Source organism: Pelosinus fermentans DSM 17108, from assembly GCF_000271485.2.
Taxonomy (GTDB): Bacteria; Bacillota; Negativicutes; order DSM-13327; family DSM-13327; genus Pelosinus; species Pelosinus fermentans.
Window position 1 is genome coordinate 1,697,103 of sequence record NZ_AKVN02000001.1, and the last position, 25,484, is coordinate 1,722,586.

Annotated in this window: 20 protein-coding genes; 19 read left to right on the forward strand and 1 reads right to left on the reverse strand. The window is 38.0% G+C overall.

The window, feature by feature from the left end; genetic code table 11:
• Nucleotides 1–33: 33 nt before the first annotated feature.
• The 10 genes from FR7_RS07505 (at nt 34) to FR7_RS07550 (ending at nt 13,061) form a co-directional block, all read left to right on the forward strand.
• On the forward strand, nt 34–1,605 hold the full coding sequence (locus tag FR7_RS07505; RefSeq protein ID WP_007930850.1) for an acyl CoA:acetate/3-ketoacid CoA transferase: 1,572 nt from the start codon (nt 34–36) through the stop codon (nt 1,603–1,605).
• 189 nt (nt 1,606–1,794) lie between these two features.
• Nucleotides 1,795–2,949 (forward strand): iron-containing alcohol dehydrogenase, encoded by a 1,155-nt coding sequence (locus tag FR7_RS07510; protein ID WP_007930847.1) that lies wholly within the window; start codon nt 1,795–1,797, stop codon nt 2,947–2,949.
• Between the two features lie 62 nt (nt 2,950–3,011).
• Nucleotides 3,012–4,028, forward strand: a complete 1,017-nt coding sequence (iolC, locus tag FR7_RS07515; RefSeq protein ID WP_007930845.1) for a 5-dehydro-2-deoxygluconokinase — start codon at nt 3,012–3,014, stop codon at nt 4,026–4,028.
• A gap of 12 nt (nt 4,029–4,040) precedes the next feature.
• Entirely contained in the window at nt 4,041–4,829 is a 789-nt protein-coding gene (locus tag FR7_RS07520; protein ID WP_007930844.1) for a 5-deoxy-glucuronate isomerase, read from the forward strand.
• 87 nt (nt 4,830–4,916) lie between these two features.
• Nucleotides 4,917–5,813 carry a myo-inosose-2 dehydratase gene (gene iolE / locus FR7_RS07525; RefSeq protein WP_007930843.1) on the forward strand — a complete coding sequence of 299 codons (897 nt, stop codon included), beginning with the start codon at nt 4,917–4,919 and terminating at the stop codon, nt 5,811–5,813.
• A gap of 65 nt (nt 5,814–5,878) precedes the next feature.
• On the forward strand, nt 5,879–7,816 hold the full coding sequence (gene iolD / locus FR7_RS07530) for a 3D-(3,5/4)-trihydroxycyclohexane-1,2-dione acylhydrolase (decyclizing) (RefSeq protein WP_007930842.1): 1,938 nt from the start codon (nt 5,879–5,881) through the stop codon (nt 7,814–7,816).
• 350 nt (nt 7,817–8,166) lie between these two features.
• Complete coding sequence (locus FR7_RS07535) at nt 8,167–9,660, forward strand: sugar porter family MFS transporter (RefSeq protein ID WP_007930841.1); 1,494 nt, start codon at nt 8,167–8,169, stop codon at nt 9,658–9,660.
• 247 nt (nt 9,661–9,907) lie between these two features.
• The gene (iolG, locus tag FR7_RS07540; RefSeq protein WP_007930840.1) at nt 9,908–10,921 is read left to right on the forward strand and encodes a bifunctional inositol 2-dehydrogenase/D-chiro-inositol 1-dehydrogenase; all 1,014 of its coding nucleotides are present in this window, start codon (nt 9,908–9,910) and stop codon (nt 10,919–10,921) included.
• A gap of 186 nt (nt 10,922–11,107) precedes the next feature.
• Nucleotides 11,108–12,127, forward strand: a complete 1,020-nt coding sequence (locus FR7_RS07545) for a LacI family DNA-binding transcriptional regulator (RefSeq protein WP_007930839.1) — start codon at nt 11,108–11,110, stop codon at nt 12,125–12,127.
• Between the two features lie 100 nt (nt 12,128–12,227).
• The gene (locus tag FR7_RS07550; protein ID WP_007930838.1) at nt 12,228–13,061 is read left to right on the forward strand and encodes a sugar phosphate isomerase/epimerase family protein; all 834 of its coding nucleotides are present in this window, start codon (nt 12,228–12,230) and stop codon (nt 13,059–13,061) included.
• 78 nt (nt 13,062–13,139) lie between these two features.
• Here FR7_RS07550 and FR7_RS07555 read toward each other — a convergent pair whose 3' ends face one another.
• The gene (locus FR7_RS07555) at nt 13,140–13,904 is read right to left on the reverse strand and encodes a DeoR/GlpR family DNA-binding transcription regulator (RefSeq protein WP_007930837.1); all 765 of its coding nucleotides are present in this window, start codon (nt 13,902–13,904) and stop codon (nt 13,140–13,142) included.
• 580 nt (nt 13,905–14,484) lie between these two features.
• Between FR7_RS07555 and iolG (FR7_RS07560) the strand changes: the two genes are divergently transcribed.
• The 9 genes from iolG (FR7_RS07560) to FR7_RS07600 all read left to right on the forward strand — a co-directional run bounded on the left by iolG (FR7_RS07560) (nt 14,485) and on the right by FR7_RS07600 (nt 25,380).
• Nucleotides 14,485–15,510: an inositol 2-dehydrogenase gene (gene iolG, locus FR7_RS07560; protein WP_007930835.1), complete on the forward strand. Its 1,026-nt coding sequence runs from the start codon at nt 14,485–14,487 to the stop codon at nt 15,508–15,510.
• A gap of 103 nt (nt 15,511–15,613) precedes the next feature.
• The gene (locus tag FR7_RS07565) at nt 15,614–17,131 is read left to right on the forward strand and encodes a sugar ABC transporter ATP-binding protein (protein WP_017531548.1); all 1,518 of its coding nucleotides are present in this window, start codon (nt 15,614–15,616) and stop codon (nt 17,129–17,131) included.
• Nucleotides 17,112–18,113 (forward strand): ABC transporter permease, encoded by a 1,002-nt coding sequence (locus FR7_RS07570; RefSeq protein ID WP_007930831.1) that lies wholly within the window; start codon nt 17,112–17,114, stop codon nt 18,111–18,113. Before FR7_RS07565 ends, FR7_RS07570 begins: the two co-directional genes overlap by 20 nt.
• Before the next feature lie 112 nt (nt 18,114–18,225).
• Nucleotides 18,226–19,170: a sugar ABC transporter substrate-binding protein gene (locus FR7_RS07575; RefSeq protein ID WP_007950476.1), complete on the forward strand. Its 945-nt coding sequence runs from the start codon at nt 18,226–18,228 to the stop codon at nt 19,168–19,170.
• 216 nt (nt 19,171–19,386) lie between these two features.
• The gene (locus tag FR7_RS07580) at nt 19,387–20,166 is read left to right on the forward strand and encodes a hydroxypyruvate isomerase family protein (RefSeq protein WP_237714771.1); all 780 of its coding nucleotides are present in this window, start codon (nt 19,387–19,389) and stop codon (nt 20,164–20,166) included.
• Nucleotides 20,167–20,243: 77 nt separating this feature from the next.
• Nucleotides 20,244–22,028 (forward strand): methyl-accepting chemotaxis protein, encoded by a 1,785-nt coding sequence (locus tag FR7_RS07585; protein WP_007930828.1) that lies wholly within the window; start codon nt 20,244–20,246, stop codon nt 22,026–22,028.
• A 199-nt stretch (nt 22,029–22,227) separates the two neighbouring features.
• The gene (locus FR7_RS07590) at nt 22,228–23,316 is read left to right on the forward strand and encodes a DUF362 domain-containing protein (protein WP_007930827.1); all 1,089 of its coding nucleotides are present in this window, start codon (nt 22,228–22,230) and stop codon (nt 23,314–23,316) included.
• A 131-nt stretch (nt 23,317–23,447) separates the two neighbouring features.
• A complete protein-coding gene (locus FR7_RS07595; RefSeq protein WP_017531547.1) occupies nt 23,448–24,188 on the forward strand; it encodes a FadR/GntR family transcriptional regulator in 741 nt (246 codons plus the stop codon).
• Nucleotides 24,189–24,468: 280 nt separating this feature from the next.
• On the forward strand, nt 24,469–25,380 hold the full coding sequence (locus FR7_RS07600) for a sugar phosphate isomerase/epimerase family protein (RefSeq protein WP_007930823.1): 912 nt from the start codon (nt 24,469–24,471) through the stop codon (nt 25,378–25,380).
• Nucleotides 25,381–25,484 lie beyond the last annotated feature (104 nt).

Below are 25,484 nucleotides of genomic sequence, written 5' to 3' on the forward strand. Positions count from 1 at the left end.
GGTGTAAAATTACGATAGGAAAAGGGGTGTGTTATGGTCAAGATCGTTACTGCGGCAGAAGCGGCTAATCTTATTGAAGATGCTGCTACGATTGCTACGAGTGGTTTTGTTGGTAGTGCAAATCCTGAGGCACTAACGACTGCGTTGGAAGAACGATTTCTAAGAGACGGTAGGCCATGTAATTTAACGCTTGTGTATTGTGCGGGGCAAGGGGATGGGAAGGATTGCGGAGCCAATCATTTCGGTCACGAAAATATGGTAAAAAGAGTAGTTGGCGGACATTTTAAGACGGCTCCAAAACTCAGTCAATTAGCTGTTGATGAAAAAATTGAGGCTTATAATTTTCCTCAGGGGACGCTTACCCAGTGGTTTCGTAATGTAGCCGGCAAGAAGCCGGGTGTTATTACGAAAGTTGGCTTGAATACCTTTGTTGACCCAAGGATTGAGGGTGGAAAAATTAACAAAAAGACCACACAAGATCTTGTAGAAGTGATTGAGTTAGGTAATGAGGAATGGCTGTGGTATAAACCTTTTCCAATCGATGTTGCTTTTATTCGTGGCACTACGGCCGATGAAAATGGGAATATTTCCATTGAAAAGGAGTGTGTCTCCCTAGAGCTATTATCCATTGCCCAAGCTGCCAGAAATTCTGGAGGAATTGTCATTGTACAGGTAGAACGTATCGTTAAGTCTGGCAGCTTGCATCCCATGAATGTAAAAGTTCCAGGGATTGTAGTTGACTATATTGTAGTAGCAGAGCAGGCGAATCATAAGCAGACATTTTCGGAAATCTATAATCCTGCTTATTCAGGAGAAATGAATATATCAGCTTTGTCAGATAGCTGTGCAATGCGACTAGACGAACGAAAAGTGATTGCCCGTCGTGCTGCGATGGAATTGATTCCGAATGCAATTGTTAACCTTGGTATTGGTGTTCCTGAAGGGGTCGCAATCGTGGCAAATGAAGAGGGGCTGGGAGACATGATGACTCTTACCGTTGAAGCAGGCCCGGTAGGCGGGATCCCTGCTGGCAATCTAAACTTTGGAGCTTCCAGTAACCCGGAAGCGATATTGGATCAGCCTTATCAATTTGACTTCTATGATGGCGGTGGCTTGGATTTAGCTTTTCTGGGGTTAGCAGAAACGGATAAGCATGGAAATATTAATGTAAGTAAGTTTAAAGGCTGTCTAGCTGGCTGTGGTGGTTTTATTAACATTACTCAGAATACAAAAGAAGTCATCTTTCTTGGTACCTTTATGGCAGGAGGTTTAAAGGTCGAAGTTGCAGATGGCAAATTACATATCATTACAGAAGGGCGAAATAAAAAGTTCTTGGATCATGTTGAACAGATTACATTTAGTGGAAAATATGCTTGGGAAAGTAAGCAATCAATTCTCTATATTACTGAGCGGGCAGTATTTCGTCTAACTCCTGATGGTATGGTTTTAATTGAAATTGCTCCGGGAGTCGAGCTTGAGAAAGATGTATTAGCACATATGGATTTTGAACCGATTATAGCTCGGGATCTTAAAACCATGGATCCTCGGATTTTCAGAGAAGAAAAGATGGGACTCGGTGGGATGTTGTCAAAATGTACAAAGTAAGCTCTTATTGAGATGTTAATTACTGAAAATTTATAATGTTAAAATATTTTAAAAAGAGTGATAATTTAATATTGCAATTACTCTTTAAATATACTAGAATGTAACTATAAAATAATAATCAACATCTTAATATAACCATAATGTTATCAAAATATACAAAAAATGCGTGTACAAAAAAGGATGATGATTATGTCGAATGTATTTTTAATTCCAGGAACTATTATTTCGGGGAATGAGGCATTAGAGAAATCTGGTTCTTATTTGAAGAAATCTGGAAATAAAGCTCTTATCGTTACTGATAAAATAATGGTGAGCATTGGAAATGTTCAAAAATTAATCAATTTATTAGAAAAACAAAAGATCGGATATGAATTGTTTGCAGAAATCAATAGTGAGCCTACCGATAAAATGGTTTATCAAGGGGTTAAAACGTATAAAGAAACGAATTGTGATTTTCTGATCGCTATAGGCGGAGGCAGTCCGATTGATACGATGAAAGCAATTGGTGCCATGCTGACAAATCCAGGAACATTAGCCGACTATATGGGAAAAGAAATCACTACTCTGCCACCTACGTTAATTGCCATACCAACAACGGCTGGAACTGGTTCAGAGGCGACACAATTCACCATCATATCAGATACACAAACTGAGGTGAAAATGCTGCTAAAAGGAGCACCATTATTACCAGCAGTGGCGATTGTAGATCCAGAGTTAACCCTTACCTCACCGCCCAACGTTACGGCAGCGACTGGTATTGATGCTTTAACTCATGCCATAGAAGCATATACATCTAAGAAATCCCAGCCAATGTCAGATACTTTTGCAGTGTCAGCAGTTAAAAGGGTTTTTAAAAATTTGTTAACAGCATATAAAGATGGCAAGGACATTGAAGCAAGAAAAGAAATGTCCATAGCAGCACTTGAAGCTGGTATTGCTTTTAATAACTCTTCCGTAACAATTGTCCATGGAATGAGCAGGCCCATAGGAGCACTTTTTCATGTGCCTCACGGTCTATCAAATGCAATGCTGCTTTCTGAATGCTTAAAATTTGCTTTGGGTGGAACTCCGGAACGGTTTTGTGATTTAGCGAGAGCAACGGGAATTTATGAAAACAATATGAGTGACTTGCAAGGCGGGCAAGCCTTTATAAAAGAAGTAGAAAAATTATGCGCTCAATTGCAGGTTAGCACGCTGGAACAGTTTGGCGTAGATAAGAAAAAATTCTTTGATCAGTTAGATAAGATGGCAGAAGATGCCTTAAAGAGCGGCAGCCCGCAAAATACAATAAAAAACGTTGAAAAAGAAGACATAATCAATATTTACAAAGCTCTATGGAAGTAAATTGATAAAAGTTAAATGTTGAAAGAACTAAATCAAATACAAAGCAAAAAAAGGAGGATAAAATGAAACATCTTGAATTTGATAACAGCCGAAAGTTTGACATTGTACCTATTGGGAGAGCCGCAATTGATTTTAATCCTGTGGATATAAATAGAACCCTTGCCGAAAGTACAACTTTTAAAAAGTACCTAGGCGGATCGCCAGCTAATATAGCAGTCGGTTTAGCTAGATTAGGTAAAAAAGTAGGATTCATAGGAAAAGTATCAAAAGATCGATTTGGTGAATTTATTATTGATTATTTTAATAAAGAAGGAATCGATACATCACAAATTTATAAGGCGGAGAATGGTGAATCACTAGGTCTTACTTTCACGGAAATATTGAGTCCTACGGAAAGCAGCATTCTAATGTATCGCAATGACATTGCTGATTTAAGTTTAGCAGTAGAAGAAATTGATGAAGAGTATATAAAAAATGTGAAAGCAATTGTTGTATCCGGAACTGCATTGGCAAAAAGCCCTTCCAGGGAAGCCGTATTAAAGGCTTTGGAATATGCGAAGAAACACAACACAGTGGTTATTTTTGATGTTGATTATCGTGCATATTCATGGCTGAATAAAGATGAGATTGCCATTTATTATTCTATCGTTGGTAAGAGCAGTGATTTAATTATAGGATCAAGAGAAGAGTTTGATCTGATGCAAGGACTGATGACCAAAGAGAGCAGTGATGAAGAGACTGCGAAACGATGGCTTGCATATGGAAATAAAATTGTCGTGATTAAGCATGGAAAAGATGGTTCAACTGCATACACGACAGATGGAAAAAAATATAATATTAAACCATTTCCCGTTAAACTTCTTAAGTCTTTTGGAGGAGGCGACGCTTATGCATCAGCCTTTATCTATGGACTGTTGGAAGGTTGGGACATGATTGACTGTTTAGAATTTGGCAGTGCTTCAGCTGCTATGTTAGTAGCTAGTCATAGTTGTTCCGAAGCAATGCCAACGGTTGAGGAAGTAACAGAATTTATAAGAAAGAGCAAAGAGGAACATGGAGAGATGGTAGCAAGAATATAGGAGGATAACATTATGATTCACAATATCGGTGAGTTAAAATATGGCTTAAATTCATTATGTGAAGTCAATGGAAAAAATAAAGAAATGCTAATGGATATCAGCATTGTAAAGCTCGATAAAGATTCCCATGAATCCTATTATCAGCAGCATAAAGAAATTGCTATTTTGCTGCTAGATGGCAAGATCAAGATAAAATGGTCTGCTAGACAAGAAGTGATTGAAAGAAGATCGGTATTTGACGAAGATCCTTGGTGTTTGCATGTTCCAAAAGAGACAGCGGTTACTGTAGAATTTTTAGAGGCAAGTGAAATACTCGTTCAATGTACTGAAAATGAGAATAGTTTTGCAGCTAAGCTATACAGTCCTGCTGACTGTCAAAGTGATATTTTTGGTGAAGGCGTTTGGAATGATGTTGCAAGAAGAGTCGTTAGGACCGTATTTGATTATCGTAATGCCCCTTACTCCAATATGGTTATGGGCGAAGTAATAACCTATCCCGGTAAGTGGTCGAGTTACCCTCCTCATCATCATCCACAGCCAGAAGTGTATTACTACAGATTCAATAAACCACAGGGATTTGGTTTATGTCTAGTCGGTGAAGATGCTTATAAAATACAAGATAATAGCTTTTTAGCAATACCGGGAGGCTTAGTCCACCCCCAAGCATCTGCTCCAGGCTATGCGATGTATTATTGCTGGATGATCAGGCATTTGGAGAATAATCCATGGACTGATCGAATTGATGATGAAAAGCATACATGGTTACTAGATAAAAATGTGAAAATATGGCCGGACAAATAAGAAAAATAATAATCTGGGACCAATATTTGCAATACTTGAAAAGATCTGAATGCCAAGGGGAATCAATTGTGAAGTAGGAGGAAGGGTATGTTTAATAAGGAAACAGTGAAATTAGGAATTGCGCCCATTGCTTGGACAAATGATGATATGCCGGATCTGGGGAAAGAAAATACTTTTGAACAATGTATAAGCGAAATGGCTCTTGCTGGTTTTACTGGTTCAGAAGTAGGTTGTAAATATCCCAAAGATGTAAATGTTTTGAAAAAGGCCCTTAATTTAAGAGAATTACAAATAGCAAGTGCTTGGTTTAGTGCCTTTTTGACAACAAAGCCATATGAAGACACGGCAAAAGAATTCATTTTACATAGAGATTTTCTGCATGCCATGGGAGCTAAAGTCATTGTAGTATCGGAACAAGGTCATAGTATACAAGGAAAGCTGGATATTCCAATATTCACAGGAAAATATAATTTAAATGATGAAGAGTGGCAGAAATTTGCAGAGGGCTTAAACAAATTAGGTGCTTTAGCAAAAGAAAAAGATATGAAATTGGTTTATCATCATCATATGGGAACTGTAGTTCAGACTACGGAAGAAATAGACCGACTTATGAATATGACAGATGAAAACTTGGTGTATCTATTATTTGACTCAGGACATCTAGCGTATTCAGGGGAAGATTTTATTTCCATATTAAAAAAATATGTTAACAGAATTAAGCATGTTCATTTAAAAGATGTGCGTCCAGAAATGCGAGAGAAAGTTAGAAAAGAAAACTTAAGTTTCCTTCAAGGGGTTAGAGCAGGTGCATTTACAGTGCCAGGAGATGGATGCATCGATTTTGGGCCAATCTTTACGATTTTGTCTGAAAATAAGTATGAAGGATGGCTGTTGGTAGAGGCAGAGCAGGATCCGGCACAAGCAAATGCTTTTGAATATGCGCAAAAGGCTAGAAACTATATCAAAGAAAAAATAGGGTTTTAAAAAATCCATAGGGTAGATGATTTCGTCATTCAAAGGTAATGAATAATGATAGGCGAGGTGGCATTATGAAAAAAATACGGCTTACAGTTGCTCAAGCACTTATAAAATTCCTTAATAATCAATACGTTGAATTTGATGGTGTGGAAAGGAAATTTGTCAAAGGTATCTTCACCATTTTTGGTCACGGTAATGTAATCGGATTAGGACAGGCATTAGAGCAGGATGCAGGTGATCTAATCGTTCATCAGGGGCGGAATGAACAAGGGATGGCGCATGCAGCTATCGGATTTGCCAAACAAAAGTTTAGAAAACAAATATATGCTTGTACATCATCGGTAGGACCAGGGGCCGCCAATATGATAACAGCAGCAGCGACTGCAACCGCCAACAGAATTCCTGTATTATTCTTGCCAGGTGATGTATATGCCACCCGGCAGCCAGACCCTGTTTTACAGCAAATCGAACAATTTCATGATTTTTCAATTAGCACAAATGATGCTTTTAAAGCAGTAAGTAAATACTGGGATCGAATTTCTCGCCCGGAGCAACTCATGACTGCCTGCATTAATGCAATGAGAGTATTAACAGATCCGGCAGACACTGGAGCAGTGACAATCGCTCTGCCTCAGGATGTGCAAGGAGAAGCTTATGATTATCCAGAGTATTTCTTTCAAAAGAGAGTTCACCGAATCGAAAGAAGGCCTGCAACGAAAGAAATGATTCAAGATGCAGTTGCCCTTATTTCGAAGAAAAAGAAACCCATTCTAATATGCGGCGGTGGAGTAAAATACGCAGAAGCGGCAGCCGTATTTAAGCTCTTTGCTGAGAAGTTCAATATTCCTTTTGGAGAAACACAAGCTGGCAAAGGTGCAATCGTCTGGGATCATGAGTTAAATCTTGGCGGAATCGGTGAAACAGGCAGTCTGGCAGCAAACACAATTGCGAAAGAAACAGATCTTGTCATTGGTGTAGGTACGCGGTATACAGACTTTACAACCTCTTCGAAATGGATATTCCAGAATCCAGAGGTAGACTATTTAAATATAAATGTAGCTGCTTTTGATGCTTATAAATTGGATGGTGTAAAAGTGGTCGCTGATGCAAAGGCTGCTTTGGAAGCATTAACGGAAGAATTAGAAAAAATAGACTATCAATCAGCCTATGAAACTCAGATAAAAGATGCTAAAGATAAATTGAAGGCAGAAGTAGATCGAGTATATGCAGTGGAATATACAGGTGAAGGTTTTGTTCCTGAAATTGATGATCATCTTGACCGTGCCGTTTTAGAAGAGTTTAAAAAGGTAACTGGTTCCTGCTTAACCCAGTCAAGAGTCTTAGGCGTATTGAATGAACTGCTCGGTGAGACTGATATTATCGTTGGCGCATCAGGAAGCTTGCCGGGAGATCTGCAGCGAGTTTGGCGGGCAAAAGGAACAAATACCTACCATATGGAATATGGATTTTCCTGCATGGGATATGAAGTAAATGCAAGCCTGGGTGTGAAATTGGCTGCACCAGATCAGGAAGTATATACATTTGTTGGTGATGGTTCCTATATGATGCTGCATTCTGAATTACCGACTTCTATTCAGGAAAGAAAAAAGATCAATGTGATACTATTGGATAATATGACATTTGGTTGTATCAACAATGTACAAATGGAACATGGAATGGGAAGCTTCGGTACTGAATTTAGATTTAGAGACAAAGCAAGCGGCAAGTTAGATGGCGGATTTGTGCCTATTGACTTTGCTATGAATGCAGCTTCTTATGGATGCAAGACGTATACCGTTAAAACAGTAGATGAACTGAAGGCTGCAGTCATTGATTCGAAAAAGCAAACTGTTTCTACGCTGATTGATATAAAAGTGCTGCCTAAAACCATGGTGCATAAATACAATTCATGGTGGCGAGTTGGTGTTGCGGAGGTTTCTACCAGCGAAAAGATTCAGGAAGTGTATAAAACAATAAGAAAGAATATTGATCAGGCTCGGGAGTATTAACATCAGTTAAATAAATATCCACAAGCAGTAAGTCATAAATAATGATCATTGTTCGAATCGATCATTTTTAAATGAATAACTCAAATAATTGTAGAAAATTGTGAATCTTATTTTATGGCTTACGTTTGCTTGTATCTAATCTCTATAGGATAATGAAACCGAATTTACGGTTCATTATTAAAAAATGCCCTCAACGTGCCCGGGCACTTTAATTTTACGAATATTTCATTTAATTATTATTTTTAGAATTATCACAACGGCTATGAAGGCATAGAAAAATGAAATAATTTTGTATTTAATGGAAATCATCCGTTGAATAAATAGTGAAAATGGATAGGGAGGAAAGTAGTATGAATGGACAGGTAAGTACAGCTTCCGGAACCGAGACAGCGGCATCCAAGGAACCGAACTCATCAATGAATGGAAACCAACGTACCCCCAAGTCATTTTTAAAAAGGATTACATTTATATCAACATTTGGAGGACTGCTTTTTGGGTATGATACGGGTGTTATTAATGGAGCATTGCCGTATATGTCTCAAGCTGATCAATTAAACCTAAACGCATATACAGAAGGTTTGGTTGCCAGTTCACTTCTGTTTGGAGCTGCACTAGGAGCTGTGGCAGGGGGCTTTTTTTCCGATAAGAATGGTCGTCGAAAGAATATTCTTTCTTTAGCAGTAATATTCTTTATTGCTGCACTTGGATGTACTTTTGCCCCCAGTGTACCCATCATGGTTGGATTTCGGTTTTTGCTTGGCTTAGCTGTAGGGGGAGCCTCTGTTACGGTACCCACCTATTTAGCTGAAATGTCTCCTTCGGAGAATCGGGGCCGCATGGTTACTCAAAATGAATTGATGATTGTTACAGGGCAGCTTTTAGCTTTCGTTTTTAATGCCATTATCGGCGTTACATTAGGTCATGAAGCTCATGTTTGGCGTTATATGTTAGTTATTGCTTCGATCCCCGCTGTGGTCTTATGGTTTGGCATGCTTGTAATGCCGGAAAGTCCTCGTTGGCTTGCATCAAAGGGCAGAATTGGAGATGCATTACGCGTTCTTCAGCAAGTACGTGAAGAAAATAGAGCTCAAGCTGAATTGAATGAAATTCAAGAGACACTTGCAGAAGAAGCCGAACTCAAAAAAGCGACTTATAAAGATTTGACAATTCCTTGGGTGCGTCGAATCGTATTCTTAGGGGTTGGTATTAGTGTTGTTCAGCAAATTACAGGGGTTAACTCCATTATGTATTATGGAACGGAGATTTTAAGAAATGCCGGATTTAGCACAGAGGCAGCCTTAATTGGTAATATTGCAAATGGTGTCATTTCGGTAGTGGCTACGATTGTAGGAATTTGGCTGCTGGGGAAAGTGGGGCGTCGTCCTATGTTGTTGGTCGGGCAAATCGGAACTACTACAGCATTACTGCTGATTGGAATCTTTTCATTAACCATGCAAGGATCTGCAATGCTTCCATTTATTGTACTTTCATTAACGGTAACCTTTTTAGCGTTTCAGCAAGGTGCCATTTCACCAGTGACATGGCTTATGCTCTCCGAAATATTTCCATTGCGCTTACGGGGACTTGGAATGGGTGTATCCGTATTCTGTTTATGGGTTATTAATTTCTTAATTGGTTTGAGTTTTCCTGTATTATTAGCAAAGTTGGGATTATCCACAACCTTCTTCGTATTTGTGGCTTTAGGGCTTATTGCAATAACATTTGTAAATAAATATGTACCAGAAACAAAAGATCGTACTCTTGAACAACTTGAGTGTGATTTCCGTAATTTTGATAAGCCAAAAAATAAGGTTGTTCAAGCATCGATTATCGATTGTGATTAACTATCTGACTAACGGCTATTATCTGAACGTTTTAAATTATACGAATAGATTGACAACAGATATAGCCTGTCGTATACTTATACCATCAACGTGCCCGAGCACGTTGATGGTATAAGCAACAATTTGAATTGACGGTTCACATGGGAATGCAGTTATAAATAACATCATTAAAAATGAAAAGGTTTATGCAGAAGTTACTCTGTAACTTTTGATAATACTATCTAAAAATTTAAGGGGGAAAAAGATTATGACATTAAGAATAGGCGTTATCGGTACAGGTGCCATTGGCGAGGATCATATTCGCAGAATCACCAACACACTATCAGGTGCTAAGATTGTAGCAGTGACTGATGTGAACGTAGAGCAGGCAAAGGCTGTTATTAAGAATCAAAAATTAGATGCAAAGCTTTATGAATCAGGTCATGGTCTCATTCAGGCAAAAGAGGTTGACGTGATTTTAGTAACATCCTGGGGACCTACCCATGAAGAATTCGTATTGGCAGCAATTGCCGCAGGTAAACCTGTATTTTGTGAAAAACCGCTGGCAACGACGGCAGAAGGTTGTGCCAGAATTGTTGAGTCTGAGGTGAAACATGGCAAGCGTCTGGTTCAAGTTGGCTTCATGCGTCGCTATGATAAAGGATATTATGCATTGAAAGATGTCGTTACAGCTGGAAAAATTGGTGAACCATTAATCGTGCATTGCGCACATCGCAATCCCGTGGTAGGAGATAACTACACCACAGACATGGCAATTACAGATACCATGATTCATGAAATTGATGTTTTACGCTGGTTATTGGATGATGATTATGTTTCTGTCCAAGTGGTGTATCCAAGAAAAACCCAAAAAGCATCGAGCCATTTGCGTGATCCACAAATTATTTTAATTGAGACTGCAAAAGGAATTCGTGTTGATGTAGAAGTTTTCGTTAACTGCCAATTTGGATACGATATTCAATGTGAAGTTGTGGGCGAAACGGGTATCGCCAGATTACCTGAGCCAGCCAACGTACTTATGCGCAGTGAGGCAAAGCGTTCCGTAGAAATTCTTACTGATTGGAAAAAACGATTTATCGAATCTTACGATATTGAGCTGCAAGGATTTATTGATGCCGTTAACCAGGGACAGCCAAACGGTCCTTCCGCCTGGGATGGATATGCTGCAGCAGTGACTGCGGATGCATGCGTCAAAGCGCAGCAAACAGGTGAAATCGTTCCGGTGACCATGAAACAACGTCCTGCATTTTATAATAAATAGTGAGACATAGTTTTAGGGCAAGGACCTGAGACACTAGCCAGAATAAAAAAAGAATTATTATAAATTAAGGTGGTTGTTAAAAGCTTCGTGCATTATCGAAATCGCATAGTAATCAACGTCTCATGGACTTATTTTTGATTGAAATTTCCAAAGAAAAATCATATAATTCATGTGAGGTGGAAGTTTATGCGAGTCACGATTAAATCGGTAGCGGAAGCTGCCAATGTTTCAAGAGGTACAGTAGATAAAGTGCTAAATGACAGACTTGGTGTAAGTGATGAAGTAAGAGAACGTGTTAGAAGTGTAGCCAAGGAACTCGGCTATACCGTAAACTTAGTTGGCAAAGCCCTGGCCTTTCAAAAAAATCCAATAAAAATCGGAGTCATTATTTTAAATAAAAAAGATGAGCTATTTCATGAGATTTATGAGGGGATTATGCTGGCTCATGATGAATGGAAAGATTCAGGCATTATCATAGAGTGCTGTGTAATGCAGAAGGTTGATGTAAATGAGCAAATAAATTATATAAAAGAGCTGGAACAGAAGAATATTCGAGCCCTTGCATTATCTCCTCTAGATGAAGAAGCAGTAACGAATGAATTAAATAGACTTGCCGAGAAAGATATAAAAATTGTAACCTTTAATACGGACGTTCCTGGTATCAACAAAATGTGTTTTATTGGACAGGATTTGAAAAAAGGCGGGCGTGTGGCCGGGCAGTTAATGGGAGATTTATTGCCTGCTGGCGGAGAGGTAGCAATCATAACAGGAACTGCTAAAATTAGGGGATTAGGGGAACGAAAAGCAGGTTTCGAAGAGATTATTTCCGCAGAATATCCTGCCATAAAAATCGTTGATACGATAGAGCTTGCCAATGATAAAGCTTCCTATGCAGACACAGTAGAACTTTTTGCAGCACATCCGAATCTCAATGGGATTTTTATAACTGGCAGAGGAATCGAAGGCGTTGGCAGAGCCATTCAGAAGCTCAATAAAAAGAATGTGAAATTTATATGTTTTGACTTGCTTCCTGAAACCATTCAGCTAATAAACGATAAAACAATCGATTTTACGATAACACAAGAGCCATTGATGCAAGGATATTTACCCATTAAGATTCTCTTTGAATATTTTTTCCTTAATAAAATGCCAGAAAAAGAATATTTGTACACCAAACTTGAGATTAAAATTAGAGAAAATATTTGAAAATTATTTTAGACTTTGTATATTAAAAATTTACCCTAAAAAGAGCCCGAGCACGTTTGATTCAAAGGCAAAAAATAGCTATATTTAGGAGGAGAAAAGAATGAAATTGTGTTTTAACCAAGCGACCACCATGGTAAAGTCATCACTGGAATTAGATTTACAATTCTGTGAAAAACATGGTTACGATCTAATTGAAATCAGAACCATGGATAAATTAAAGGATTATCTAAAAAATCATAGCATTGAAGATCTGGCAAATTATTTCAAGACACATAAGATTAAACCATATGCATTTAATGCCTTAGTATTCTTTAATAATCGAGATGAAGCAGGCTATAAAGAAATAAAAGAAGAATTGCAGTACATGTGTAAAGTCGGACAAAAAATTGGCTGCCCCAATATCGTTGTGGTTCCTCTTGTAGGTACCGACAAATTCACTTACGCACAAATCAAAGAAAGTTCTGTAAAAGTCTTACATGAATTAGCAGATATTGCTGAAAAATATAGCATCCGGCTTGCTATTGAATTCGTAGGGCATCCTCAATGTACGATCAATACTTTTGGTCAAGCCTATGACATTGTGCAGGCTGTAAATCGAAATAACGTGGGTCTGGTCTTAGATTGTTTCCATTTTCATGCAATGGGCTCAAGAATGGAAGATCTTAAAAAGGCTGATGGATCAAAAATCTTTATATTACACATTGATGATACCGAGGATTTTCCGATTGGCATCCTAACGGATGTTGATAGAGTGTGGCCAGGTGAAGGTGCAATCGACCTTAAAGGTATATTGACTACTTTGAAGGAAATCGGTTATAAAGAAGATATGGTATCTGTAGAATTATTCAGACCGGAATATTATGAGCTTGAGGTAGAAGAAGCAATAAAAATTGCCAAAGAGAAAACGTTAGCGGTTGTAGGGAAATATTTTTGATAGTAAATAGAGCCTAGTGTGAAATATAAAGGTACCCGATCTTGTTGAGATGAGACTTAACAAGATCGGGTACTTTTATCAAGGTGTTAAGAGGGTAATATTATTTGCCGCAAAAAAATCTACATATTCATTGGGGGGAAGTGTATTGGTGATAAAATAATTAAAGTCTTCAAGCTTACCATAGGTCATTAAGGATGCGACGTTTATTTTGGTGCAGTCGACTAATAAAGCAGTTGTTGTGCTATTTTCAATTAAATAGCGCTTAATTTCAGTTTCAAGAGGAGATATATTTGTTACACCTTTTGTCAACGAGATACCTGTTGAAGCTAAAAATGCTTTTTCGATATTGTAATTTCTAAGAGATGTTGTTACTCCAGTACCAGTGAGGGAATTAGTTCCTCGATAAAGCACCCCGCCGGTAGAAATTACATTCAAGTTCGGATATGGAATAGAAGCAATGATAGCGTGTAAATTGGACGTGATAATCGTTATATTTTGTTTATTGGCCAAGAAAGGAATCATATGTATCGTCGTGGTTCCAGAATCAATAAAAATAACATCATCGTCATCTACTAAATCACTTGCGAGTTTTGCAATCTGACTTTTTTCTGCCTGGTATTTTATCTCCCGGGATTCGAATGGTTCGCGAGATTCAACACCATTTTTCTGATTGATGGTAATACCGCCATATACTTTTTTTATGGCACCCTTTTTCGCCAATTCGCTGATATCCCTTCGAATTGTATTTTTCGAAACTTTAAAGACATCACATAGTCGATCTAAGGAAACATGCTCTAATTGACGCGTATACTTTTCGATTTCGCTAATTCGATTGATTTTCAATTTCGTACCTCACATTACGTATTCTTTTAATATTATATGCAATTGTAACACATTATACAAGTTCAATTATAAAGAGATGAGTAAGTTATGATTATATATTATAATAAATAGTTGTAATCTTTTTAGTTATTAGCTTATAGAGAAAGATGCCGCCTAGATTATATCTTAACAATTCCTGTAGGAAATCCTTATATATTAATAAGTATATTCAATTGAATAAATATTTGCAATATTAAGAAATGTGTATTGACAAAGATTAAAATCTATAGTAATTTGAGTATGAGTTGGTTAATAATTTACCAATTGATATCAAGATATAACAATCATATGAACATTATATGATTGTAATTTGATAAAGTATATGTAATATCCGTTTTATCTTTCGGTTAAGACAATAAATCGTGTATATTTTAAAGTATATAATAATTTGATAGGGCAATGGCTAGAATCCAATAGGTGTGCCGGGTTTGAAGTATCACAAAATTCGAAATTAATATAGCTTATACTGCCAATAAACGTTTGGTGGATATAAAGCAATATTAAGATAAAAAACTGTGAAATATGGAAAGGTGGCATTATTATGTTAAAAATCGGTATTATTGGAGCAGGCAGAATTGGCAAGGTACATGCAGAAAGTATTACTAAATATGTTAAAGGAGCAGAAGTAATATTCATTGCTGATCCATTTTTGGATGAGGCTACAAAACAATGGTCCACATCATTAGGAATTCAGCATACAAGCAAAGACTATCATGATATTTTAACAAACCCAGAAATTGATGCTGTGTTGATTTGCTCATCAACGGATACCCATTCACAAATTTCTTTAGAAGCGATTAAAGCTGGTAAACATGTATTCTGTGAAAAACCTGTTGATCATGATGTAAACAAAATTAAAGAAGTACTTAAGGCAGTGAAAAATGCTGGTACTAAATATCAAGTTGGCTTTAACCGACGATTTGATCATAATTTTAAAGCAGTCAAAGAAGCAGTCGATGCGGGAAAGATTGGTAGGCAGCATATCATTAAAATTACTTCAAGAGATCCAGAGGCACCACCTATTAGCTATGTTAAAATCTCAGGCGGCATGTTTTTGGATATGACAATTCATGATTTTGATATGGTAAGATATCTTTCCGGCAGCGAAGTGGTAGAAGTGTATGTAATGGGAGGGGTATTAGTAGATCCCGAGATTGGCGCAGCAGGTGATATTGATACAGCCATCATCACCATGAAACTTAAAAATGGTGCAATGGCGGTTATTGATAACTCGAGACGTGCGGTGTATGGCTATGACCAACGTGCCGAAGTATTTGGCTCCGAAGGTGCTGTTGCAGTTGGTAATGATAAATCTTCTACAGCGGTCCTTAGTACAAAAGAAGGTGTTGTATCTGAAAAACCGTTATACTTTTTCCTGGAAAGATATATGCAGGCATATACCAGTGAAATTCAGGAATTTGTTGCTGCAATCGTAAATAATACCGATGTGCCAGTGAATATTACAGATGGTTTAGAGCCTGTGATTATTGGGCTGGCTGCTAAAAAATCTTTGGATGAAAATCGGCCTGTTACAACAGCCGAAATCAAAAATATCTTTGGTTTATAAAACCCTTATCTTGTTAGGTTAAAAAATGAAAGTATCTACAGGAACGGCTGATATGAAATATGTTACTGCTATAAAAGCATTCGATGTATCGGGAGGTTTATGTATGAGTGAATACTTTTTAAGTCTCAAAGGGATATGTAAAAGATTTCCTGGTGTAAACGCCTTAACAGATGTCAGTTTGGATATTAAAAATGGTGAAATTCATGCTCTTTGCGGTGAGAACGGAGCAGGGAAATCCACGTTTATTAAAATACTAACAGGTGTATATCAAAGCAATGATGGTGAGATGCTCTGTGAGGGCAAGATCGTTCGATTTAATAATACGAAAGAGTCATTTTCTTTAGGGATTACAGCAATTTATCAGGAATTAAGCATATTGCCCAACCTGACAGTTACAGAAAACATTTTTCTAGGTCGAGAGTTACGCACTTCAGGATTTGGCTTATTAGATTACCGTAAAATGAATCATTTGGCAAAGACGGCTTTACTGGAGCTGGGAATTGACATTGATGTAACTAAGACGGCTAGTGAATATACAATGGGATATCAACAGATGATTGAAATTGCTCGTGCGTTAATTGCCAATGTGAAGCTTATTATTATGGATGAACCAACATCCAGTCTGTCTGGTCGTGAAGTTGATGTTCTGTTGAAAAATATACATAAGCTAAAAGAAAAGGGCATTGCAGTTATTTATATTTCCCACCGATTAGAAGAAGTACTGGCCATAGCTGATCGTATTACAGTGATCCGGGATGGCTGTAAAATTGGAACGATGGAAAGAAGTGAAGCGGATGAAGAAAAAATTATTCGTTTAATGGTAGGACGCACTCTGGAGGAAAAATTCCCTAGACACCAAGCTCAAAAAGGTGATATTGCTTTAAGGGTTAGAAATCTAAATCAAAGAGGCAGACTAAAAGACATCTCCTTTGACTTGCATAAAGGAGAAGTGATTGGCTTTGCGGGATTGGTTGGCGCAGGGCGCACCGAATTGGCAAGAGCCATTTTTGGCGCAGACAAGATTGATGGCGGAATAATCGAAATATTTGGAAAAGAAGTTAAAATTAACAGCCCAAAGGATGCCATTCATCATGGTATGGCTTTTCTTACAGAAGACCGTAAGGGGCAAGGACTAATTCTTATGCATGATATTATTGTTAATTCCACTTTAACGGGTCTGAAGAAATTTTGCAAGTTTGGATACTTTATCGATCAAAAAATGGTAGTTGCTGAAGTTGATGAGATGATGCGTGAGCTGCAAATTCACCCTGCTATTCCAAAGATGACGACTCGTTTGTTATCGGGCGGTAATCAGCAGAAGGTAGTCATTGCTAAATGGTTGTGCTCAAAGGCAAAAATATTTATTTTTGATGAACCGACCCGTGGTATTGATGTGGGTGCCAAGGTTGAGGTTTATAATCTCATCAATCGTCTGGTTAATGAAGGAGCGGCGGTGATTGTCATTTCTTCTGAATTACCCGAGGTTATGGGAATTAGCGATCGTATTCTAGTGATGAACAGTGGGAAGATAACAGGTGAATTTTCTTGTTTAGAAGTTACACCAGAGGAAATTTTAAAAGCTGCTACAGGAGGTATTAATCATGAATACAAGCACGCCTGAAGTTCAAGGTCATGGGGGTACCCAAAAAACACAATTTCGTCAGCTGATAAAAAAAATGGGGTCGCTAATTGGGTTAATTGGTTTATCACTGATATTGACCTTTGCATCCCCTTACTTTTTAACAATGGATAACATTATGAATGTTGCCAGGCAATCAGCAATAAATAGTCTTATTGCGATTGGCATGTTATTAGCGATTTTAACAGCTGGAATTGATTTATCAGTCGGCTCGATTTTAGCGTTGAGTACCGTTATGATGGGGATTGTTGTCGTAAAGATGGGAATGTCTCCTATTATCGGAGTGGCTGTATGTTTGGGGATTGGTTTACTACTTGGGTGGCTTAATGGAATGATGCTAACTAAAATGTCTCTGCCCCATCCTTTTATCTCTACATTAGGAACGATGAATGTTGCTCGGGGATTAGCCTTAATCGTAACAGCGGCTTCACCTATTTCGAATTTTCCCACGTCGATACAATTTCTGGGAGCCGCTTTTATCGGTCCGATTCCAGTTAGTTTTATCTTGGTTTTAGTTGTGTATGCTGCATTTCACGTTTTTCTTAATTACACTACAGTTGGACGTTATATTTATGCGGTAGGCGGCAATCCGGAAGCGACACGTTTGTCAGGGATTAGTATTGACAGGGTTTTAATCATTGTATATACCATTAGCGGTCTAATGGCAGCTCTAGGTGGACTGGTTCTTGTCGGACGAGTCAATTCGGCATACCCTTTAGCAGGATTAGGGTATGAATTTGATGCCATTGCAGCATGTATTATTGGCGGTGCCAGTTTTATGGGAGGTGAAGGTACTGTTTGGGGAACGTTAATTGGTTCCATGATCATGGCAGTATTACGAAACGGTTTGAATCTTTTGAGTGTTTCCGCTGAAATGCAGACAGTAGCCATTGGTATTGTTATTATTCTTGCAGTATATATAGATGTGCTGCGGCATAAAGCGGCTGCAAGGGTTAAAGCCTGAAGATAAGAGATGTACAGGCTGACGATACCATGTTGAGGAGGTGAAAAGAAGAAGGAAAATTGTACTGTTCACTAACATTCTGGAACTATAAATTGAGAAAAGAGGGGTTAGAATGAAAAAAAACATGTCTTTGTTGGCAGCATTGTTTTTGATGGTCGCTCTCATAGTTACTGGTTGTGGTAGTACCCAAACCCAAACGCAAAAAGAACCCGAAAAAATAAAAATTGGGGTTGTAGTAAAAGCCTTAAATAGTGATTTTTGGAAAACAGTAGAAGCTGGAGCGAAAGCAGCAGGCGAAAAATACGGTGTTGAAGTAAAAGTTCTTGGTCCTAATACAGAGACAGACGTGACGGGGCAGATTTCCTTGATTGAAGATCAAGTTACGAGGAAAGTAAGTGCATTAGTCGTAGCTCCTTCACAAGCTGCTAGTGCAATCCCTGTTTTTAATCGCGCTAAAGAAGCTAAAATCCCTGTAATCCTTGCTGATACGGATGTAGCATGGGATGATAAAGTTTCCTTTGTCGGTACTGGTAACTTTAATGCTGGCAAGCTGGCAGGGGAGTATTTTGGGAAAAAACTTCCTAAGGGATCGAAAATCGTTATTTTGCGTGGAGCCCTAGGTGATCCTACTCATGACGAACGTGTTAACGGTTGCATCGAAGGGTTAAAATCTGTAGGTTTGGAAGTGGCTGTAACCCAGCCTGCTAATAGCGAACGTGCCATGGCAGTAACCGTAATTGAAAATATTCTGCAAAGTAAGCAAGAATTTGCAGGTGTTTTTACCACTAATGATGAGATGGGGCTAGGAGCAGCCAAAGCCTTAGAAGATGCTGGCAAGAAAATGATTGTCGTTGGCTTTGATGGTTCGCCTGATTCATTGGCTGCTATTAGTGCTGGAAAACTGGATGCTTTTGTTGCACAAAATCCCTATAATATAGGCTTTAAAAGTGTTGAAGCGGCTGTTAAAGTCGTTAAAGGTGAAGCCATTGAAAAACGAATAGATACTGGTACGGAAATTGTCAATGCAGAAAATGTTAACGAAAAAGTAAAGAAATAAAAAAGTTATCAGGTAAATAAAAATTTAAGAAAAACTAGGAAATCCTTTACAAGCGCATGCATAATGCTAGTCAGGATTTTATTAAGTGAATATTTTACATAATGCATGTGCTTGTAAAAAGTAACAGCTGTTTTATATTTAGATAGTATTCAATGTTTGTATTGCGAAAATTGATACTGCAGGGCTATAAAACCTATGATTGGATGTGTTGTAATTATGAAAAAGTCAGCATGTATTGAAATGATGTTTACGGAAGTTCCATTTGAAGAAAGATTTTTATTGGCAAAAGAAGCGGGGTTCCAATATATTGAATTTTGGTCATGGAAAGATAAAGATATAGAAAAGATAAAATTATTATGTGAGAAATATGACTTGAAAATTGCCAGTTTTTCAGGCGATCAGGATTTTTCGATGGTCCATCAAGAGGAGAATGAAGCTTATATTAATTTTGTTATGGAATCAATAAAAACTGCTATATTTCTTGACTGTAAGTACCTTGTACTGCATTCTAACGCTTTGGGAGAAGGCGGAAAAGTAGTCAATGCTTTTGATGAAATAAATGGAAATGAAAAATTCGCTAATATGGTACATGTTTTAAGCAGATTAGCTCCGATTGCGGAAAAACATGAGATTACGTTGGTATTAGAAGCATTGAACACGCACGTAGATCATGTGAACAATTTTTTAGCATATACAAAGGATGCTGCGGCATTAATTGCGATGGTTAATTCAAAGTACATAAAGATTTTGTATGATGTTTACCATATGCAAGTTAATGAAGGGAATATCATTGATTCCATAACGCGATATATAAAATTAATTGGTTATATACATGTAGCCGATGTTCCAGGCAGAAATGAGCCTGGCACTGGAGAAATAAATTATAAGAATGTAATGGAGCGCTTAAGACAGCTTAATTATGATGGTATTGTGGGTTTCGAACTTTTCCCCTCACGAACTTCTATGAAAGTGGCCGGAGAATTACTAGCGCTTTAAGCTTTATAGTGTGTATATTGGTTCTACAATAGGCCATTTCTCTAATGTCAGCTTTAAAAGACTAGGAGTGAGGAAAAATGAATTTCTCTAATTTTTGCAAACAGAAAATTAGACTTCCACGTTTTTATGATACAAAAAAATGGCAATATAATCGTTTTCCTATTGGGAGAAAGTTATATTTAGGATTTGGAATAATCGTTAGTCTTATCGTTGCACTGCTGGGATATACATATCATAATTTTTCTGTTGAGTCGAAGAGTGTCGTTGCTAATATCCATACCTATGAGGCTTTGAATGAGACAAGTGCTATTATGGTTAACTTGGTGGATATGGAGACGGGAGTGCGAGGTTTTATTTTAACTGGTAAAGAGGAATTTTTGCATCCTTATAAAAGCGGAAAAGAAGCCTATCAAGAGCATATTAGTAAACTTAAAGAGTTGACAACGAGTTCCACCCAGTTAGAACGTCTGCGCTTTTTGCAGGAAAAAACGCAGAATTGGGAAGCGAGAGAATTAACACCATTGCTTTTTATGAAAAATCAGGCGGGTAATGAACACGTCAAAATGGATACGATGATGCGTCACATCCAAACTGGGTTTGGTAAAAACGATATGGATGAAATTCGCAAAACTCTTATGGAATTTGATAATGAGAAGCGAAAGAATTTAGAAAATCGATCTCATGAATTGCAAGTGCTGGAAGAGTTCACACGGAAAGCTATGATTGTTGGCGGAGTGGCGTCTATTGTTGCCGGAGTATTATTTGCTTTGGTTATTACGGGCGCAATCACGAGACCTGTTAACATATTGGATCGTGAACTTCACAAACTGGTTTTAAATGGTGGTGACTTAACACAGATTATTCACGTGGATAGTAAAGATGAAATTGGCGATCTTGCTCAGACGATTAATAAGTTTTTAGCTGATATACGTCAGATTATGATACAAGTATTGGCAAGTTCTGAAAATGTGGCAGCATCAGCTGAGCAATTAACAGCAAGCTCTCATCAATCCGCACAGGCTGCAAATCAAGTTGTTGCTGTTATTAGTAATATTGCTGACGGTGCTAAAAACCAAACAAAGGAAGTAAATGCTGTATCTGCTGTTATTGAACAGATGTCAGCTAAAATCAAAGAAGTTGCAACTCATTCTGATGAAGTAGCGACTATTTCAGATAAAACTTCAATTGCAGCGCAAAATGGCGGACAAGCCATTGAGAAAGCAATTCAGCAGATGGCTAGTATTGATGAAACCGTAATGCATTCTTCAAAGGCTGTATCTAAGCTTGGCGAAAGTTCCAAGGAAATTGGTGAAATTGTCGCTACTATTTCAGGTATTGCAGGTCAAACGAATCTACTTGCTTTGAATGCGGCTATTGAAGCAGCCAGGGCGGGAGAGCAAGGGAAAGGTTTTGCTGTAGTAGCAGAAGAGGTTCGTAAGCTTGCGAATCAATCGGAAGAAGCTGCTAAGAAAATTAAAAGCTTGATTGATGAAATTAAAGTAGATGCAGATAACGCTGTAATTGCCATGAATAATGGTACCGAGGAAGCTAAGAATGGTATACACGTAGTTAATTCAGCTGGAGTGGCATTTAGAGAAATTATTACACTTGTTGCAGATGTTTCTAGCCAAATTCGGGATATTTCATCTTCCATCCAGCAAATGGCTTTGGGGAGTCAACAAATTGTATCTTCGGTACATGGAATACAGATGCTCAGCATAGAAGCTGAGGATTACACTGAAACGGTATCAGCAGCGAGTGAGGAACAGTCTGCTTCTATGGAGGAAATCGCAGTATCTAGTCAGGCATTGGCAAATTTATCAGAACAGTTAATTAACGCAGTGAATAAGTTTAGTGTTTAGCAGTAGATGTCTAGTTTCTTGAGACAAACGATTAGCAAATAGATCTAATTTACACATGCTAAAATACTTAAAAGCAATACGTAACATTTTACGATGTTACGTATTGCTTTTAAGTATTTTTTGATGGCAATATTGATTTAATAATGGAATTTTGGTCAAAAATGTGATACATTGTTAGAAAATCAAAAGGAGGAGAACCATGGAAAAAAATGAAATTCATGTTATGTATGGCACGGATTCCCGGAAAATGACTTATGAAATGCTTGAGAACATTCAGCTTATAAAAGACTTGAATGCAAAGATGCATATTGGCATAAAGCCAAATTTGGTTGTCGCAAAACCTGCCAATGAAGGAGCAACAACTTCACCTTTGATAGTGGAAGGCGTGATTCAGTATTTGCAAAATCATGGGTGTATGAACATTAGCATCATGGAAGGTTCCTGGGTAGGGGATAATACGAAACGGGCCTTTAAGGTTTGCGGCTATGAAGATCTTGCAAGAAAATATAATGTACCTCTTTATGACTTAAAAGAGGACTCTTCGGTCATACGGAAAGTGGGAGATTTAGAATTAAATGTTTGTCAAAAGCCACTGCAAGTTGATTTTTTAATCAATATTCCAGTATTAAAAGCCCACTGCCAGACACTAATGACTTGTGCATTAAAAAATTTAAAGGGATGTATTCCTGATAAGGAAAAGAGACGGTTTCATGCTTTGGGCCTTACGAAGCCAATTGGATATTTAGCAAAAGCGATTCCCATGGGATTAATTATTGTTGATGGTATGGCCGGCGATCTTACCTTTGAAGAAGGGGGGAACCCTGTGCAGATGGATCGTATTCTGCTTGGAAAAGATCCTGTATTGATGGATACTTATGCAGCATCCTTATTAGGGTACACAAAAGAGGAGATCGAATATATTGAGGTAGCTGAGAGCATGGGGGTAGGTTCCGGCAATCTTTCTGCAGCAAAAATACAAGAGTATAATGTAGGGCTTAAGAAAAGCAGTGCAGTTAAACCGTCTAATAAGGTACGGTATTTGACAAAGAAAGTAATAGCCGAAAGTGCCTGTTCAGCTTGTTATGGCAGTTTGGTTCATGCACTGCAGCGCTTGGATGATAAAGATATGTTAAAAAAGATCAAGCAGACGATTTACATTGGACAGGACTTTCAAGGCAAGGAACTGCAGGGGATTGGTATTGGCCGCTGTACGAATAAATGCACACGATATGTAGTAGGCTGTCCTCCCACCGCAGCTGATATTATAAAAGTATTGGAGTCTGTCTAATTACTGATTGCAATTGTCATTAATTGTAAATTTAAAAGAGAATTCATAAAAAGAGATAATTACATAAATTATTATTAGTTGTTAAGCAGGATTTTCAATTTTTAATGCGAATAACCAATACAAGTGGTAGGATGACCGTGTTATCTTATAAATCGAAATCAGGAGGGGCTGTTCTGAAATTTCAATCTGTAAAACAAACGAAAACCTATGCTGAAATTGTTGGGCAAATCAGCAAGCTTATTGAACAAGGCGAACTAGAGCCAGGTGAACGCCTTCCTTCCGAAAGAACATTGTCTTCAGCCTTGAATATTGGACGGCAATCTCTTAGAGAAGCACTCAGTGTCTTAGAAGCAATCGGTTTATTAGAGGTAAGACATGGTATCGGGACTTTTGTAAGACAGGATGCAGTATCAAATTTGACGACAATTCCTAAAGAGGATGAAAGTTTGATGAATCCTTTTGAATTATTGGAAGCAAGACGAGTAATCGAAGTAGAGTTAGTTAGCCTTGCGGCAAAGAGGGCTACAGAGCAAGAGATTGAAGAAATGGAAAAGGCTTTGGAAGCTTTAAAAAATAATCTGGATGAAGGGCAGCATGCTTTTGAGCTGGACCGGAAAGTTCACTTGGCATTTGCACGAGGTGCAAAGAATGAAATATTATATCGCACAATGCTTGAGATAACCAATCAAATGAGTAAGCATTTGTGGACAATTATGAAAGAGAAAAGTTTAGAAGTTTTAGGACGCGGCGAGAAATACCATAAAGAACATGAAAAAATTTTTAATGCTATAAAAAGCAGAGATTCAAAAATGGCTACACATGCAATGCTTGAACACCTCAAGAATATAGAACGTGCTTTTTTACAAAGATAATGTAGGTAGAACAGTCGAGATGGAATGACTGTTCATTATCTTTGAAAGAGTTTAAGATTATTTTTTTGTGTTAGGTGGTACGATCACCTAGACAGTTGATTATCAAAAAAGTATCTAGATGGTGAAAATACTGCAGTTCTTTTGATTTACTGTTTTAAATACAGTATTAGTTGGTATATTGCCGTGTATTTCTTTCTAGGAATGTTCTTTGATTCCTAGAAAGTTACAAAATATTTTATTCATAGGTATATCGTAAAAATGAAATGGGAGGTATTTACAAATGATTGAATCTATGAAAAAATACATGCAAGTCGGAATCGTAAATTTTATGGCCTATCCTGCGACGATAAAGGGGGAAGGTCCTATCTTGGAAGCAGCTAAGAAAATTGCAGCAGATGATTATTTTGATGCCATTGAACTGACCTGGATAAAAGACAAAGACATCCGCAGACAAGTGGCACAAGTCGTTAAAACCGCTGGCTTAACAGTAGGCTATGGCTGCCAGCCAAGGCATCTGACAACAGGCTTAAACATTAACTCCCTGGATGAAAAAGTACGTATAGAAGCCCTGGCTTCCTTAAAAGAAGGTGTGGACGAAGCCTATGAATTAGGCGCTGTAGGTTGTGCCTTTCTTTCGGGAAAATATGAAGAAGCCAAAAAAGAAGAAGCCTTTGCGGCCCTCGTAAAATCAACCAAAGAACTATGTGCCTATGCCAAAGCAAAAGGAAATCTAAAAATTATTCTCGAAGTATTTGATTATGACTTTGACAAAAAATCCTTAATCGGCCCTGCTGCTCTTGCCAAACGTTTTGCCCAAGAAATTCGAGCTGAATATGATAACTTTGGGCTCATGGTAGACCTAAGTCATATTGCCCAATTACATGAAACCGTTGAAGAAGCCATACTGCCAATTAAAGACTATATTGTTCACGCTCACATAGCCAATTGCGTGGTTGAAAACCCATCCATGGAAGGCTATGGAGACTTACATCCCCGCTTTGGTTTTCCCAATGGTGTTATCGGTGTAGACGAAATCGTCCACTTCTTGCGCGTACTCATGGACATCGGCTTTATCAGTGAAGAAAATCGTCCCATTGTAAGCTTCGAAGTAAAACCCTGGGGGGATGAAGACCCAGACCTGGTAGTTGCCAATGCAAAACGAGCTTTAAACCTAGCCTGGGCTAAACTATAAAGTCTCATTTAGGACGGCAAAGGATGAGCATAACTAACGCTTCGCCGTTTTACTTAACCTACGCTTTTAGTTATGCTCATCCTTTGCCTGTTTACTGTTTACAG

Coding starts and splice junctions, on each gene's coding strand:
- FR7_RS07505 (WP_007930850.1), top strand. CDS start 34: ATGGTCAAGATCGTTACTGCGGCAGAAGCGGCTAATCTTATTGAAGAT.
- FR7_RS07510 (WP_007930847.1), top strand. CDS start 1,795: ATGTCGAATGTATTTTTAATTCCAGGAACTATTATTTCGGGGAATGAG.
- iolC (WP_007930845.1), top strand. CDS start 3,012: ATGAAACATCTTGAATTTGATAACAGCCGAAAGTTTGACATTGTACCT.
- FR7_RS07520 (WP_007930844.1), top strand. CDS start 4,041: ATGATTCACAATATCGGTGAGTTAAAATATGGCTTAAATTCATTATGT.
- iolE (WP_007930843.1), top strand. CDS start 4,917: ATGTTTAATAAGGAAACAGTGAAATTAGGAATTGCGCCCATTGCTTGG.
- iolD (WP_007930842.1), top strand. CDS start 5,879: ATGAAAAAAATACGGCTTACAGTTGCTCAAGCACTTATAAAATTCCTT.
- FR7_RS07535 (WP_007930841.1), top strand. CDS start 8,167: ATGAATGGACAGGTAAGTACAGCTTCCGGAACCGAGACAGCGGCATCC.
- iolG (WP_007930840.1), top strand. CDS start 9,908: ATGACATTAAGAATAGGCGTTATCGGTACAGGTGCCATTGGCGAGGAT.
- FR7_RS07545 (WP_007930839.1), top strand. CDS start 11,108: ATGCGAGTCACGATTAAATCGGTAGCGGAAGCTGCCAATGTTTCAAGA.
- FR7_RS07550 (WP_007930838.1), top strand. CDS start 12,228: ATGAAATTGTGTTTTAACCAAGCGACCACCATGGTAAAGTCATCACTG.
- iolG (WP_007930835.1), top strand. CDS start 14,485: ATGTTAAAAATCGGTATTATTGGAGCAGGCAGAATTGGCAAGGTACAT.
- FR7_RS07565 (WP_017531548.1), top strand. CDS start 15,614: ATGAGTGAATACTTTTTAAGTCTCAAAGGGATATGTAAAAGATTTCCT.
- FR7_RS07570 (WP_007930831.1), top strand. CDS start 17,112: ATGAATACAAGCACGCCTGAAGTTCAAGGTCATGGGGGTACCCAAAAA.
- FR7_RS07575 (WP_007950476.1), top strand. CDS start 18,226: ATGAAAAAAAACATGTCTTTGTTGGCAGCATTGTTTTTGATGGTCGCT.
- FR7_RS07580 (WP_237714771.1), top strand. CDS start 19,387: ATGAAAAAGTCAGCATGTATTGAAATGATGTTTACGGAAGTTCCATTT.
- FR7_RS07585 (WP_007930828.1), top strand. CDS start 20,244: ATGAATTTCTCTAATTTTTGCAAACAGAAAATTAGACTTCCACGTTTT.
- FR7_RS07590 (WP_007930827.1), top strand. CDS start 22,228: ATGGAAAAAAATGAAATTCATGTTATGTATGGCACGGATTCCCGGAAA.
- FR7_RS07595 (WP_017531547.1), top strand. CDS start 23,448: ATGACCGTGTTATCTTATAAATCGAAATCAGGAGGGGCTGTTCTGAAA.
- FR7_RS07600 (WP_007930823.1), top strand. CDS start 24,469: ATGATTGAATCTATGAAAAAATACATGCAAGTCGGAATCGTAAATTTT.